The sequence below is a fragment of the Arthrobacter sp. UNC362MFTsu5.1 genome, from assembly GCF_000685965.1.
Classification (GTDB): domain Bacteria; phylum Actinomycetota; class Actinomycetes; order Actinomycetales; family Micrococcaceae; genus Arthrobacter.
This window is the reverse complement of sequence record NZ_JMLE01000019.1, coordinates 1-14,524: the sequence shown is the minus strand read 5'-3', so window position 1 is coordinate 14,524 and position 14,524 is coordinate 1. Positions and strand designations below refer to the sequence as shown.

The 14,524-nt window shown below is 64.9% G+C and carries 11 protein-coding genes; 6 read left to right on the top strand and 5 right to left on the bottom strand.

The annotated features are described in order from the left end of the window. Positions 1 to 428 precede the first annotated feature (428 nt). Positions 429 to 1,811 carry a replicative DNA helicase gene (gene dnaB / locus BS38_RS0116690; protein ID WP_028271834.1) on the top strand — a complete coding sequence of 461 codons (1,383 nt, stop codon included), beginning with the start codon at positions 429 to 431 and terminating at the stop codon, positions 1,809 to 1,811. Positions 1,812 to 1,820: 9 nt separating this feature from the next. Here the strand turns inward: dnaB and BS38_RS25490 are convergent, their stop codons facing one another. Both BS38_RS25490 and BS38_RS27840 read right to left on the bottom strand, forming a co-directional pair. Further along, positions 1,821 to 2,837: an acyl-CoA thioesterase gene (locus BS38_RS25490; RefSeq protein WP_043439034.1), complete on the bottom strand. Its 1,017-nt coding sequence runs from the start codon at positions 2,835 to 2,837 to the stop codon at positions 1,821 to 1,823. Positions 2,838 to 2,946: 109 nt separating this feature from the next. Next, positions 2,947 to 7,428, bottom strand: a complete 4,482-nt coding sequence (locus BS38_RS27840; protein WP_269319513.1) for a rhamnogalacturonan lyase family protein — start codon at positions 7,426 to 7,428, stop codon at positions 2,947 to 2,949. Between the two features lie 407 nt (positions 7,429 to 7,835). Between BS38_RS27840 and aztD the strand changes: the two genes are divergently transcribed. Then, entirely contained in the window at positions 7,836 to 9,197 is a 1,362-nt protein-coding gene (gene aztD, locus BS38_RS0116675) for a zinc metallochaperone AztD (protein ID WP_331280057.1), read from the top strand. 96 nt (positions 9,198 to 9,293) lie between these two features. On the opposite strand, the gene BS38_RS0116670 is transcribed toward aztD, so the two are convergent. Then, complete coding sequence (locus tag BS38_RS0116670) at positions 9,294 to 9,728, bottom strand: DoxX family protein (protein WP_028271832.1); 435 nt, start codon at positions 9,726 to 9,728, stop codon at positions 9,294 to 9,296. 146 nt (positions 9,729 to 9,874) lie between these two features. Here BS38_RS0116670 and BS38_RS0116665 point away from each other — a divergent pair, with 146 nt between their 5' ends. The 3 genes from BS38_RS0116665 to BS38_RS0116655 all read left to right on the top strand — a co-directional run bounded on the left by BS38_RS0116665 (position 9,875) and on the right by BS38_RS0116655 (position 12,365). After that, a complete protein-coding gene (locus BS38_RS0116665) occupies positions 9,875 to 11,227 on the top strand; it encodes an MATE family efflux transporter (RefSeq protein WP_028271831.1) in 1,353 nt (450 codons plus the stop codon). A gap of 84 nt (positions 11,228 to 11,311) precedes the next feature. Continuing rightward, entirely contained in the window at positions 11,312 to 11,908 is a 597-nt protein-coding gene (locus tag BS38_RS0116660; protein ID WP_028271830.1) for a hypothetical protein, read from the top strand. Positions 11,909 to 11,990: 82 nt separating this feature from the next. Beyond that, the gene (locus tag BS38_RS0116655; RefSeq protein ID WP_028271829.1) at positions 11,991 to 12,365 is read left to right on the top strand and encodes a hypothetical protein; all 375 of its coding nucleotides are present in this window, start codon (positions 11,991 to 11,993) and stop codon (positions 12,363 to 12,365) included. Positions 12,366 to 12,463: 98 nt separating this feature from the next. On the opposite strand, the gene BS38_RS0116650 is transcribed toward BS38_RS0116655, so the two are convergent. Continuing rightward, positions 12,464 to 13,006: a CGNR zinc finger domain-containing protein gene (locus BS38_RS0116650; protein WP_028271828.1), complete on the bottom strand. Its 543-nt coding sequence runs from the start codon at positions 13,004 to 13,006 to the stop codon at positions 12,464 to 12,466. 158 nt (positions 13,007 to 13,164) lie between these two features. Between BS38_RS0116650 and BS38_RS0116645 the strand changes: the two genes are divergently transcribed. Next, positions 13,165 to 14,127 (top strand): EamA family transporter, encoded by a 963-nt coding sequence (locus tag BS38_RS0116645; protein WP_051628988.1) that lies wholly within the window; start codon positions 13,165 to 13,167, stop codon positions 14,125 to 14,127. A 124-nt stretch (positions 14,128 to 14,251) separates the two neighbouring features. On the opposite strand, the gene BS38_RS0116640 is transcribed toward BS38_RS0116645, so the two are convergent. Next, positions 14,252 to 14,515 (bottom strand): hypothetical protein, encoded by a 264-nt coding sequence (locus BS38_RS0116640; RefSeq protein ID WP_028271826.1) that lies wholly within the window; start codon positions 14,513 to 14,515, stop codon positions 14,252 to 14,254. Between the last annotated feature and the right edge of the window lie 9 nt (positions 14,516 to 14,524).

Genomic DNA, 14,524 nt, shown 5'->3' with positions numbered 1-14,524 from the left:
TTTTTTGTTTCCACAGGTTGCCACACAGGCTGTGCACAAGCAGGACCCCTTAATCCACAACTTATCCACAGGTGTGCATGTATGTGGGCTTGGTGGCCGCGGGCAGGGGTACTAACGTAGCGGGATACCTGTTTTTGGGGCATTGGTACTTGATTTCCGCAGTCCGGACCGAGCCCCTGCGGGCGGTCCGGATGCAGAGTCCTACAAGCAATTGTGGATAACCTCCGCAAACTGGGGATAACCAGGGATTCGGCAGGAACTGCGGGTGCAGGCACCTTCCTGCACGGGAAGACTGTCAGTGCCGGGTGGTAGTTCTGGTCATGGCGCACAGCGAGGCCCGGCTTCGCAGGTCAGCCCAATGGCACATGGCAACACAGCACCGACGGCTTAAAGAGATACGCCGCGGTACACAACGGAGGACGGCAGCTTTGTCAGTTACGCACCTGGACTCAATCGAGGGCACCCGGAGTTCCGAAGGCAACCGAAAGCCGCCCCAGGACATCCCTGCCGAGCAATCAGTTCTCGGCGGCATGATGCTGTCCAAGGACGCCATCGCCGACGTCGTTGAGATCCTGCGGGGCCAGGACTTCTACCGTCCCGCCCACGAGACCATCTACGAGGCCGTCATTGACCTCTACGGCCGCGGCGAACCTGCCGACGCCGTAACTGTGTCTGACGAGCTGACCAAGCGCGGAGAGATCAACAGGATCGGCGGACCCGCCTACCTGCACGAGCTTATTCAGACCGTACCCACTGCCGCCAACGCAGGATACTACGCAGAGATCGTTGCCGAACGTGCCGTCCTGCGGCGGCTGGTAAATGCCGGCACCAAGATCGTCCAGCTGGGTTACGGCTCGGACGGCGAAGTGGAAGACCTCGTCAACCAAGCCCAGGCGGAGATTTACGCGGTGGCGGAACGGCGGACGGCTGAGGACTACGTTGTCCTCAAGGACGTCATGGAATCCACGGTGGACGAGATTGAAGCTTCGGGCCACCGCGACGAAGGCATGACGGGCGTGCCCACGGGCTTCTACGAACTGGACGAGCTCACACACGGCCTGCACCCGGGGCAGATGATTGTCATCGCGGCCCGCCCGGCTGTCGGTAAGTCCACGTTCGCCCTGGACTTTGCCCGGTCCGCGGCCATCAAGAACAACCTCGCCACGGTGATGTTCTCCCTGGAAATGGGCCGGAACGAAATCGCCATGCGCCTCCTGTCCGCGGAGGCCACCATCGGCCTCCAGGACCTCCGCAAGGGCACCATCAAGGACGAACAATGGTCCAAGATCGCCACCACCATGGGCCGGATGAACGAGGCCCCGCTGTTCATTGATGACAGCCCCAACATGTCGCTCATGGAAATCCGGGCCAAATGCCGCAGGCTCAAGCAGCAGCACGACCTCAAGCTGGTCATCCTGGACTACCTGCAGCTCATGAGCTCCGGCAAAAAAGTGGAATCCCGCCAGCAGGAAGTCTCGGAGTTCTCCCGTGCCCTGAAGCTGCTGGCCAAGGAACTCCAGGTGCCGGTGATTGCGCTGTCACAGCTGAACCGTGGCTCCGAACAGCGCCAGGACAAGCGGCCCATGGTTTCGGACCTCCGTGAATCAGGCTCGATCGAGCAGGATGCCGACATGGTGATCCTGCTCCACCGCGAGGACGTCTACGACAAGGAGTCGCCGCGCGCCGGCGAAGCTGACATTCTCATCGCCAAGCACCGTAACGGCCCGACCAAGGACATTGTGGTGGCCTTCCAGGGGCATTACTCGCGGTTCGCCAACATGGCGGCGGACGCCGGCGGCGGCGGCTTCTAGCCGGCCGGACTACGAGGTCGCCTGCACCCCGCCGGCAGGCGCCCCGCCGGCCTGAACGCCGCCAGCTGACAGCAGGTGGTTGGGTAGCCGGTTTCCGGGGGCCCGGCCCCGGATCTCCAGCAGTTCCCGGGCGTGGGCGTGCAGGCGCTTGTCCTCTTCAGAAACCGGAACCCATGGCGGAATGGGCACCGAGTTCCCGGACGCGTCCCTGGCCACCATGACTGTGAGGCAGTACGTGGTCAGGTTCATCTCCCGGCCCTTGGGATCGCCGGACCGGACGTGGACGGCAACATGCATGCCCTTGGTGCCGGTGTACACGAGCCGTGCCTCCACTTCCACCACGTGGCCGATCAACAGCGGCCGGTAGAAACGCACCCCGCCGGAGAACACCGCGACGGTGTCCTTGCCGCAGTACCGGGACGCACACACATAGGCGGCCTCATCGATCCACTTCATGACGATGCCGCCGTGCACCTTGCCGCCCCAGTTCACGTCGGTAGGGGCGGCCATGAACCGGAGGACAACCCGTTCGGCGGTGCCGGCGTCGGTATATTGCTGCGCGTTCATCGCCTGCACAATGTCTTCGCGCACCTTGATCCGGGCCAGGGCGTGGTCGCGCTGCTCAATCTCGTCGGGCGTGGAAGGTTCGAACTGCGGGACCGGCACCGGTTTTCCGTCCGCACCCACGGCCACAAAAATCACCATGCACTGGCTGCGCATGGTGGCGGGGCCGCCCTTCGGGTCGCCCGAGGACACGACGGTGCGGATGTGCATGGAAGAGCGCCCGGTATAGACGATCGTGGCGGTGACTTCGACCATGTCGCCGCTGTTGACCGGGTCCGCAAAGTGGATGTTGCCCACGTAAGCCGTGACGCAGTAGGACTTTGCCCAGCCGACTGCTGCGGCATAGGCCGCCTTGTCCACCCACTCGAGCACGGTTCCGGCGTCCACGGAACCGCTGTGGCCGACGTCCATGGGGGCCGCAAGGAAGCGGAGGGTCACTGAATTGGCGGCAGACTCGCTCATGCTGAGAGTTTACTGACCACCGCGCGCACTAACGGGTCCGGATGACACAAACGCCGCCCCACCCGCCATATGGGGTGGGGCGGCGTCCGTCGCCGGGGGTCCGGAATCCTTAGCGGGCCCCGGTGTACACGATGTCCGGCTGGGACGGCATCTCCATGCCCTCACCGATGAAGAAGCCCGGGTGCGGCGGCTGGTTGTACGAGATGTTCTCGCGGGCCACCGAGAGCCGGTACACGGAATCGTGCATCAGGGTCCGCAGACGGACGTCGGTGGAAGCTGTGGTGGTGTAGATCCGCAGCTCCGTGCTGTCCGACGACGGCCAGGCGATTTCCTCGCGCCAGTCACCCAGGAGGTCGGCCTGGATGGCAGGCGTGCCCTTGGTGCCGTTATTGGATTTGGCTCCCGTGGCTGTCAGCAGCTTGTCGCCGGACTCGGTGTTCCAGTTCCACTTACTGATGGTCGGCACACCGCTGTACGTGGCGTCGTCGAAATCGTGGTCAACGATCTCGCGCAGCAGGTCGCCGTCCCACCAGGCCAGGAAGTTGGCGGCCGGGATCTTCTCAGCGATCAGCTCGCCCTTGGCGGACATCAGCTGGCCCACGGGCGAGTTCCATGCCGCGGTGCCGCCAATTGCCCAGCCTTCGGCCCCCGCGTAGCGGGGGTCGATGTCCCCGGCTGCGCCGCGCCCGGTGTCCTTGATCGCCGGAATGCTCCACAGCACCTCACCGGTCCGGGAATCGCGGAACGTCGCTCCGCGGTTTCCGCTGGAGCCCATGTCCTCGTGCACCGCGAAGGTCTCCAGTCCGGGCCTCGACGGATCGAGGTCGCTGGTGTGGATCGCGTCGCCGTGGCCCAGCCCGGTGGTGTAGAGCGGCTGGCCGTTGTCATCGATGGTCATGGACCCGAAAATGAACTCGTCCTTGCCGTCGGCGTCCACGTCCGCCACGGAGAGGTTGTGGTTGCCTTGCCCGCGGTACTGCGTGCCGGACACATCGGAGTCGAAGATCCAGCGCTTGACGATCTTGCCCGCAACGAGGTCATACGTCGCCAGCACGGCACGGGTGTAGTAGCCGCGGCTGAACATCATGGACGGGTGTTCGCCGTCCAGGTAGGCCACCGCTCCGAGGAAGCGGTCCACGCGGTTACCGTAGCCGTCGCCCCAGGCCGCCACGTCGCCGCGCGGCGGTTCGTACTTCACGGTGTCCATGATGGTGCCCGTCAGGCCGTGGAAGACGGTGAGGAACTCATCGCCGGTCAGGACGTAGCCGCTGCTGGTCCGGTAGTCAGCGTTCGGGTTGCCGATCACCGTCCCGGCCGCGTCCCGGGTGCCGTCCGCCGTCTTCATAGCGACTTCGGCCTTGCCGTCGCCGTCGAAGTCGTACGCAAGCAGCTGGGTGTAGTGGGCGCCGGCACGGATGTTCGGGCCCATGTTGATGCGCCAGAGCTTGGTGCCGTCCGTCCTGTAGGCGTCGACGTAGACAGTGCCGGTGTAACCGGCCTGCGAGTTGTCCTTGGAGTTGGACGGGGACCACATCTGGATGATTTCGTACGTGCCGTCGCCGTCGACGTCGGCCACGCTCGCATCTCCGGCGGAGTAGCTGTAGGGCTGTCCGTCCTTGGTGTAGTCGTCCGCCGGCTTGTCGAGCTTGATCGCCAGGTAGTTGCGGGACATCGGCGTGAACTCGGCCGTCAGTTGGTCTGCGCCGGCACCCACCGCCTTGATCACGTATTTGGACGAGGCCGTTCCGCCGGCATCGAGGTAGGACGTGCTGTTCCTGATCGGATCCACGGTGAGCTGAACGCCGTCGCGGATGACATGGAAGCCGATCTGTTCGGGATCCAGGCCCAGCATGCGCCAGCCCACGCGGACGCCTTCTCCGGTGAGCAGGGCCACGGGGGCGCGGTCCAGCTTCTCCACCTGCCGGTTTACCACGGTGACCCTGTCAGTGCCGATCACGGGCGACGCTGCTGATTCCCCTCCCTTGTTGATGGCGGTGACGCGGTAGTAGTACCTGATGGTGGTCAGCACGGTGGTGTCCGTGAACGTCACCTCGGTGGCGCGCCCGGCGTAGGAGAAGGTGCCGTCTGCCGACGTCGAGCGGTACACGTGGTAGGCGGATGCGCCGCCGACTTTCTGCCACTTGAGGCTGACGCTGCTCTTCTCGATTGCCTTGACGTCCACCTTGGAAGGCGCCGCGGGTACGGGTGTGTTCGGGTCCGTGAGGGAGACCTCCGCGGTGTTGGAAGGTACTGACTCAAGGCCGGTGCTGTCCACTGCAACCACGTGGTACTTGTAGGGCAGCCCTGCGAACGCTGTGGTGTCCTTGAACGTTGTTTCCGTGATGTGCTCAGCAACGAGCTGCGGCTGCGGCTCGAAGTTTGCCTGCCGGAACACCTTGTAGCTGGCGGCGTCGGCCACGGCGTCCCAGGCGAGTTCCACCACCGCCGGTTCAGCCGAAGCGTCCACTGCGGTGGTGCGCAGGTTGGTGGGGCCCACCAGGAGTGGAGTGACTTCCAGGCCGTTGAGCCGCTGGCCGGAACCGCTAATGGTCACGTTGAGCTGGCCGTCGGTCACCAGGACCTGGTTGACGATCTTTTCCGCCGAGGAGGCTTTGCCGGAAGAAACCTGTCCATAGCCTTTGCCTTCTACTGCCACGTCCGTCCGCGTGGAGCCGATCCAGTCGCTGTGGTAGGTCTTCAGCGCGTAGGTGCCGTTGGGCACGTCCAGCTGGAATTCGAAACTGGAGCCGCTGAGTACGAAGTCGCGAAGCAGGTTGGTGGTGACGGCGCCGCGGTCTCGGTCGCTGAGGACGGAGAGGTCCTTGAAGCCGTAACCGCGTTCCTTGCTGTATGCCATGGTGCGGTTGACCTCGGCGTAGCCGGCTTCAACCGGTGCACCCACCGGGCCGAAGTCGAACTTGTACTTGGCTTCCTTGGTGGTCAGGGACAGTGCGTCGCCGGGTTCGGAAAGGCCTTTGCCGTTCATTGCTGCGATCCGCACGCTGTAGGCGGTGCCTTCGGAAAGGCCCGCCAGGTTTGCCGTGGGGACGGTGGCCGTGGTGGCCAGCTTGTAGGCGGTGTCCGGCTCGGCCAACAGCTTCCGGTATACCTTGTAGATGTCCGCGCCCTCGGTGGGCTGCCATTTCAGGAGCGCGCCGGCATTGGAGATGCTGCCGGCCACCAGGCCCTGGGGCTTCGCAGGAACGGCCGACGGTGGGACGATCTCTTTGGCGCGTGCGGCCAGCGGGATGTTGAGCTGCTTTATGCCGCCCGCCAGCAGGCGTGCCATCTGGATGGCGCCGTACTCCTGGAAGTGGGTGTTGTCCACGGTTCCGGTGGGACGGTTGGGGTAGACCCCGGCATCGACGTGGAGGAAGACCGACTTGGTGTCTTCGGGGCCGATTTCGTCAAAGTAGGCCCGGCTCAGCGCCGAAAGATCCACCATTGCCACGTTTTCTTCGGCGGCCAGTTCCTTCATCTTGTCCACGTATTCGGGGAAGCTGACGTTGAATTTCCCGGTGGTTTCGTCAAAATCACGCCGCCCCACCGGTGTGACCAGCACCGGGGTGGCTCCGCGCTGGCGGGTCCCGTTGACGTAGGTGCGCAGGTATTCCTTGTAGTCGGCGGGGGAGGCGTACCGGTCGTCAACGCCCACGGTGGCGTCGTTGTGGCCGAACTGCACCATCAGGTAGTCGCCGGGGTTGATGACGCGGAGAATCTCATCCAGCCGTCCCTGGCTGATGAAGTTCTTGGAGCTGCGTCCTCCGATCGCGTGATTGAAGAAGGAGACCTTCTCATCAAAGTACCGTTCGATCATCTGGCCCCAACCGGCCTGCGGGATGTAGCCGGCGTCATAGGTCTGGACAGTGGAATCGCCGGCGAGGTAGACGGCGGGATCCGCAGTGGCGGACCTCGGTGCACGGGCAGCGATAACCAGGGAGTTGATCTTGGCCGCTGTGCCGCTGAAATCAAGATTCAGCTGGCCGTCCACGAGGGAGATGGGGAATTCCATTTCCAGGTACTGTCCCGCGGGCTTGTCCGTGAGCTGGACCTTGGCGATCTTCTCGGCGGTGATCGCGATATTGGTGGCAGCGACGGCGTCGCCTGCAATGAGCTTGACGGTGTAGTCGCCGTTGGGAAGATCAACGAGGAAACTTCCACCCTGGGCCTGGACGAAGTCGGACCGCAGCGGGTCGGCGGTGCCGCGGTCTTCGCCGGACGTCAGGGTGGTGTCAGTGAAGCCGAACCTCGCCGCGGCGCTGTATGCCTGGGAGGCATTCACCTGGGTGTAGCCGTCGGCGGTAGCACCCGGGCCGAAGTCGAAGCGGAAGCCCGAACCGGCTGGCGGGAGGGCAGTTTCGGCGTGCACCGCCGGCAGGCCGGTGAAGGCCACCGCAGCCGCGGCGACTGCTGCCGTGACTGCCTTTGCGCCGGGGAATCGGACGCCGGAGGACGACCGTACGCCGGCCAACCGGGTTTCGTTGGCGGCGCGGACGTCGCCTATCCCGGATTTTCCGCTTGGCGGGGCACCGGAGCCGGTGTCCTGCCGGGTGCCTCTTTGAGGGGTGCTTCTTTGAGGGGGATAACTCACGAACATCTCCTTTGATGAGCTGTGGACATACCAACCAGGTCGAAGTGAACTTGTATCGTTTCAATTTCAGGGAGTCGGGCATGTCGGCGTGGAGCGAGTGGGTGCAGTGAACCGATGGCGGGCCGGGGTGTCCGATCGTGGACACCCCTTACCTGATCCGCGCAATGTCAAACCTGGGCTGCGAGGGGCGCCCCGGTGAGCGGTTCGATGTTACAGAAGTTACATCACGGTCAGGCCTGTATATCCGTGGTGTACGGAACAGGTCTATCAGTGGATCGTTTCAAAGGTCAAGGATTTTGTTTCATTTCTGTGAGATTTTGTTATGCAATGTCACAACTTAGTCATATGGCCGTCAGTGACGAGTCGCCGGGTTTGCCAAGCTAATGAGAATCACTATCATTTAGCCTATGATGATTCGAACTAACGCTTTGCGTTGCCTCAAGCCCTCCACTGGAACCCTGAATCCGGCGGGGAGCCCCAGCCCGCGGGCAACCCCGATGCGTCTGTCAGGGGTGGCGGTAATCGCCGCGGCCGCGCTCATGCTGAGCGGCTGTGCCTCCGATCCCGGGCGGGGCGGTGGCGCCCCGGGCGCAGAAACCGACCCGCAAGCCGCCGGGCATCCGGCGGCCTCGCCCGATGCGGCCCGGGAAATCCAGGGGCCCGCCCCCAGGCTGGTGCTGACGCACGCCGGCGGGATCACGGTGCTCGACGCAGCCTCACTGAAAGTGGTGGGGGAGGCGGACCTTGACGGCTTCAACAGGCTCAACCCCGCGGGGGATGGCCGGCATGTCCTGGTCTCCACCGGAAGCGAGTTCAAGGTCTTTGATGCCGGAGTGTGGACCGAAAAACATGGCGATCACGGGCACTCCTACGCCGCCCGGCCGGCACTGACGGACGTTGGGTTCCAAGCCAGCAAGTCCGGCCACGCGGTCTTCCATGCCGGCAGGACCGCGCTGTTCAGCGATGGTTCCGGACAGGTCGAAATTTTCGAGCCGTCCGGGCTGGCGTCAGAAGCGGCACGTCCCGAAAGCGACGTCTACACTGCGCCGGAAGCCCACCATGGCGTGGCGGTGCCGCTGGAGGAGGGAAAGCTGCTCGTCACCCTCGGTAACGACGAGTCCCGGCGGGGAATCGCCGTGCTGGCTGCCGGAACCGGGCAGGACCGGGCGGAGCTGCTGCGCAATGAAGACTGCCCGGGTGTCCACGGAGAGGCGGTGGCCGGTCCGGATGCTGTTGTGGTGGGCTGCGAAGACGGCATGCTTGTCTACCGGGACGGGCGGATTACCAAAGTGCCCAGCCCCGATGCGTACGGACGCATGGGCAACCAGGCCGGTACGCCCGAATCGCCAGTCGTCCTGGGCGACTACAAGGTGGACAAGGATGCAATCCTGGAGCGGCCCACTCGGGTCTCCCTGGTGAACACAGAGACGGCGGCACTTCGGCTCGTTGAACTTGGCACAAGCTATTCGTTTCGGTCGCTGGGGAGGGGGCCCTCGGGCGAAGCCCTGGTTCTGGGAACCGATGGTTCCTTGCGGATCATCGACCCGCTGACCGGTAACATCACGTCGACGATTCCAGTGGTTGCTGCCTGGGAGGAATCCGAAACATGGCAGGACCCACGCCCCGCGCTGTTTGTGCAGGGGGCCACCGCCTACGTCACCGAGCCCTCAAGCAGCGCGATCCACGCAGTGGACCTTGCCTCCGGCAAGGTGGGCAAATCCGCTGATCTCCGGCACGTACCCAATGAACTGACCGGAGTTTCCGGTTAATATTCCCCATTGGGAATACTTCCAGCCACGCATATGACGACGCCGGGCCGGCCACTCGCGTGACCGGCCCGGCGTTGCGGGGTATTGGTGTTCGCTTTAGGCGAGGGCGCTGAGCTTGGAGTTGCTGCGGCCGAACAGTGCCCTGTCCACGGCCACCTTGCCGGCGCCGGTCAGGGCAATGGCCAGGGCGCCCGCTGCCAGGAGCAGCACCAGTTCGTAGCCGCCGGTGGCCGCGAAAACGCCCGCGGAGGCGTGCACCAGGAACAGGGCGCCGAGCATGTCCAGGGCGAGCAGGAGTGCGAAGACGCGGGTCAGCACGCCGAGGATCAGGGCGATGCCGCCAACAAGCTCAAGGGTGGCTACTGCCGGGGCTGCCAGTTCGGCTGCCGGGATGCCCATCTTGCTAAACGCGGCCTGCGTGCCGGCAATGGTCCACTCGTTGAACTTCTGCCAGCCGTGGGCTGCAAAGAGGAAGCCGGCAATGACGCGGAGGACGGTGAGTGCTGTGGTGGTCAGTGTGGACTGGTTCATGGGGGTTCGCCATTCGGATCGTGGGGCGTCACCGCGCGTCGGGAGCAGCGCGGTTGAGGATTCAGTCTTAACCTTGCCATCTCATTACTTGAAGAGTCAACTAATTATGGCGGCATGTGACGGTTCTCTCCGGTTAGGCTGGCTCCGTGCCAGAATCACGCGCCGCCGCCCGGACTGTTCCCCCCGGCAGGAACTCCCGGGAAATCCTCCGTCTCGCCGTTCCGGCATTTGGCGCGCTCATCGCAGAACCGCTTTTCCTGCTGGCGGATTCGGCCATAGTGGGCCACCTCGGCGTTTCCCAGCTCGCCGGCGTCGGCCTGGCTTCCGCGGTACTCCACACGGCCGTGGGCCTTATGGTGTTCCTCGCGTACTCCACCACCCCGGCAGTGGCCCGGGCTATTGGCGAAGGCAGCCTTTCCAAAGCCCTCGCGGCAGGCCGGGACGGCGTCTGGCTGGCACTGGGGCTGGGTCTGGTCCTCGCCGCGGCCGGGTTCGCCGGCGCCGAGCTCCTGGTCGATCTGATGGGCGCCACGGGCGATGTCCGCCAGTTCGCCGTCGACTATCTCCGCTGGTCCATGCCAGGGCTCGTGGCCATGCTGCTGATTTTCGCCGGCACCGGGGTGCTGCGGGGCCTCCAGGACACCCGGACCCCGCTGGCCGTGGCCTCGGCGGGGTTCACCCTGAACATCCTCCTCAACCTGGCGCTGGTTTACGGCATGGGCTGGTCCGTGACCGGCTCGGCTGTGGGCACCAGCATTGCCCAGTGGGCGATGGCCCTGGTGTATCTGGTGATCGTCCGGCGAAATGCGCGCGACCACGGAGTTTCCCTCCGGCCGGACTGGCACGGCGTGCGTTCCATGACCAAGGTGGGTTCGTGGCTCATGCTCCGGACGCTGAGCCTGCGGATTGCGATCCTGGCAACCGTGCTGGTGGTCACAGCCCAGGGGCCGGTGAACCTGGCAGCCCATCAGCTGGCCATGACCATCTTCACCTTCCTGGCATTCGCCCTGGACGCTTTGGCCATCGCCGCCCAGGCCCTGATCGGCAAAGAACTGGGGGCGGCCAATCCCGCCACGGCCCGTGAGCTGACCCGGACCATGATCCGCTGGGGAGCGGGATTCGGCGTGGTCACCGGAGCGCTGCTGGCCGTTGCGGCCCCGTGGGCGGGCGCCTTGTTCACGTCCGACGCCGGTGTCCAGGCCGCGCTGACGCTCGCCCTGTGGGTGCTGGCAGCCGGACAGCCCGTGGCCGGCTATGTGTTTGTGCTGGACGGCGTCCTCATCGGCGCCGGCGACGCCAAGTACCTGGCCATCGCCGGCGTCGTAAACCTCGCGGTGTATCTGCCCCTGCTGGCCGCTGTCCGGATCTCCGGCGTCGACGGAGTAGCTGGGCTCACCTGGCTGTGGGCGGCCTTCTCGCTGGGCTACATGTGCGCCCGGGCGGTGACACTAGGTTTGCGAGCGAGAACGGACCGGTGGATGGTCCTTGGTTCGACGTAGTCGGCGTTCAGGCCCGGCCAACAGGTCTGGCCGGCCTTAAGCCGGCCGGTTCGCGTCGAATCGGCTGCGCACTAAACTGGACCCGTGACCCTCCCAGCATCTCCTCCCAATTCTGCTCCCCTGACCGCTCCTGCCGCGGACCTGTGGAAACCGGTGCTCACCAGGGCAGTCCTTGCCCTCGCTTTCGGCGCGGTGACAGTTTTCTGGGCGTCGCCGTCGGCCTCTGAAATGGGCTGGGCGGGCGGGCTGTACCTGCTCGCTGTGGGCGTGACCCTGCTCCGCGGAATCGGAAAGTTCGGCCTTGACGCCAAAACGCCTGCAGGCAAGGTCCTGGCCGCGGCCGGGGCCATCATGACCGGAGCCGGCGTGGCGGTTGTGTTCCTGGGCAGTGAACTGGTCTTCGGTGTCCTGGCGGCCCTGGGCCTGGGACTCCTGGGGGCGGCGGAACTCTACCTCGGAATCCTTTTCCGCGGCCGCAGCGTCCTGGCGCGCGACTGGCTGGCCTCGGGTGTCATCGGCCTGGGAACTGCCGTGGCGCTGCCCTTCTTCATTAGCCTCGGAGCGCACGCCCTGCTCGGCGTTGCGGGCGGCGGGGCGATCATTTCCGGCGTCCTCTGGATCCTGGCCGCCCTGACGCTGCGGCACGATGCGCGGACCGTTTCCAGCGAGGCCGTAAACTAGTAGGGAACGGTTCTACTTCGTGTAGAACAATGGCTTTACTTAAGCTGCCCGGCCCCGGCCGCGCCGCATGGGAGGAAACACCTTGGCACAACGGAAACCAGGAGAACCGCGCAAGCTGCGGACCTCGGTCAAGGGACCCCTCATGTTCTCCGCATTCTGGGCTGTCCTGGCCTTTTTTGCCGTGCTCATTTTCGCCTCCGGCGGCAGCTCCCGGACGCCGCGCTTCGACCTCGCCCTCACGGGGGCCGGAATAGCGTTCATCGTGACGCTGGTCATCGCGGCGATGCTCTCGATGAGCCACAAGGAAAATGCAGACCACCTCGGCAAGGGGTCCGGCGTCAATCTGAGTTCCAAGAGGTCCTCCGGGCACGGCGGATATTCAGCCCGGCCGGAGGCAGGACGCCCCGACGCCCAGGCTCCCGACGCCCCGGATTCCGCGCCCGGCGACTCCCGCTAGATCCGCCGGACCGGTTCCGCGTTTCCCCGGCGCTGGTTCCCCGCACCGCTTCCCCCGGCACCAAACTTCCCCCTGCGCCAAACTTCCGCAGATCGCTCCTATGAGGCGGCTTTCCGCGCGCGGTAGGCGGCCACGTGGGCCCGGTTTGCACAGTTTCCAGTGTCGCAATAGCGCTTGGACCGGTTCCGGCTAAGGTCCAGCACCACGGCATCACAATCCTCTGCCGCGCACACCAGCATCCGGTCCATTTCCTTGCTTCGGATCACGTCCACGAGTGCCATGGCAGCCTCGGTTCCCATTCTGTCCGCCAGCGGAGCGTCTCGGGTGGTGGCGTGCAGGTGCCAGTCCCATTCGTCGTGCTTGATCAGCTGCGGAAGTGCATTTGCGTCGCGGAGCAGGCGGTTCACCGTATCGACGGCGGAGTCCTCGTCCATGGTCCACAGCTCAGTAAGCTGGCTCCGCAGTTTGTGGACGCTGGCCAGTTCGGCCGCGTCCCGCGACCGTGCGCCCGAGAAGCCTTCCGTCTCGAGGAAGCGGTCCAGGTCCGCCATAGTGGCCAGATGCTCCTCGCCGTTTGCCGCGCTGTTGATCAGCCCCACCACGGTGCGAAGGGCAACTTCAGTGTCAGGGGCAAAAACCATCTTGACTCCTTACAGGGTCCGGGCGTAATGTCATGACCATTACCCCACTTTACTCCTGACAGGAGGCAGCCGTGCCTGCCGTAAGCAAACGCGCCGAAGCGTCCGTCCAGGGCGCCGCTTCCCGGCAGGGCTTCGCCCGCCGGTCCGCTGCAGGCTTCATGGCGTCCGGGCTCGGCGTGGCGCTGTTTTCCTCGGCGGTCTTCGGCCTTTCCGGATCCTTCGCCAAATCCCTGCTCGAAACCGGCTGGACACCCGGCGCGGCGGTGACCGCCCGCCTCACCGGTGCGGCCATAATCCTCGCCATCCCCGCGATTCCTGCCTTGCGCGGCCGCTGGAGCCAATTGAAGAACAACTGGCTGACCATCCTGCTCTTCGGCCTCATCGGTGTGGCGGCGTGCCAGCTCTTCTACTTCAACGCCGTCGAGCGCCTGTCCGTCGGCGTTGCCCTGCTGCTGGAATACCTGGCCCCGGTAATCATCGTCCTCTGGCTCTGGGCCGCGAGCCGCAGGCGTCCCCGGACGCTCACCATTGCCGGAACGCTGCTTTCGCTCGGCGGACTCGTCCTGGTGCTCGACCTGACGGGTGCCGTGAAGATCGATTTCGTCGGCGTCCTGTGGGGAATCGCCGCCGCGGTCTGCCTGGCGATCTACTTCTTTATCACCGCCAAGGAAAATGACACCCTGCCGCCGATCGTCCTGGCGTCCGGCGGGCTGATGGTGGGTGCCGCAGTGATGTGGCTGGCGGCAGCCACGGGGCTCCTGCCCATGGCGTTCAGCACCACGGACACCAAACTGGGGCCATGGATCACTCCATGGTGGGTCTCGCTGGGCGGACTGATTGTGCTGGCCACGGTGCTGGCCTATGTTTCCGGCATTGTGGCCGCCCGCGCACTTGGTTCAAAGGTGGCATCCTTTGTGTCGCTCACCGAGGTGCTCTTCGCCGTCATCTGGGCGTGGCTCCTGCTCGGCGAACTGCCCGGTCCCGTCCAGTTGCTCGGCGGGGTGCTGATTGTGGGCGGCGTGGTGCTGGTCCGGGTTGACGAGCTTCGCGGCGCCGGCATTCCGGCAGTGCCGGTGCGGGCGCCGCTGGACCATGCCAACGACGTCGAGCCCGTTCCCTAAGCGGACGCACGATTCCCGTATCACCGGTTGAAACGCGGATGCCCCGGACGCATGGTTGCGTCCGGGGCATCCGGCAGGAAACGGTGGTTTCCCGAAGTCCATCCCTGGCGGGCAGGCGGCTTTCCTAGCGGGAAGCCTCTTCCTGCTGGGCGGCGTTCTTGGTTGCCTGCTTGCCGGCTTCCTCCAGCGCCTGCGCCACCTTGGCCAGCGCCGTCACGTGCGAACCGGACCATTCGCTGCGGAACTTCTCCGCATCCGGGCCCTTCCAGTCCGTGCCGTTGAGAGCCTTCGTCAGCAGCGACTTCTGCTTCTCAATCTCCGACGAACCAGCCTGAAGCTTGGTTCCGAGCGCCTTGAGCTGAACAATGTCTGCACCCCAAATAGCCATTAGTTTTCT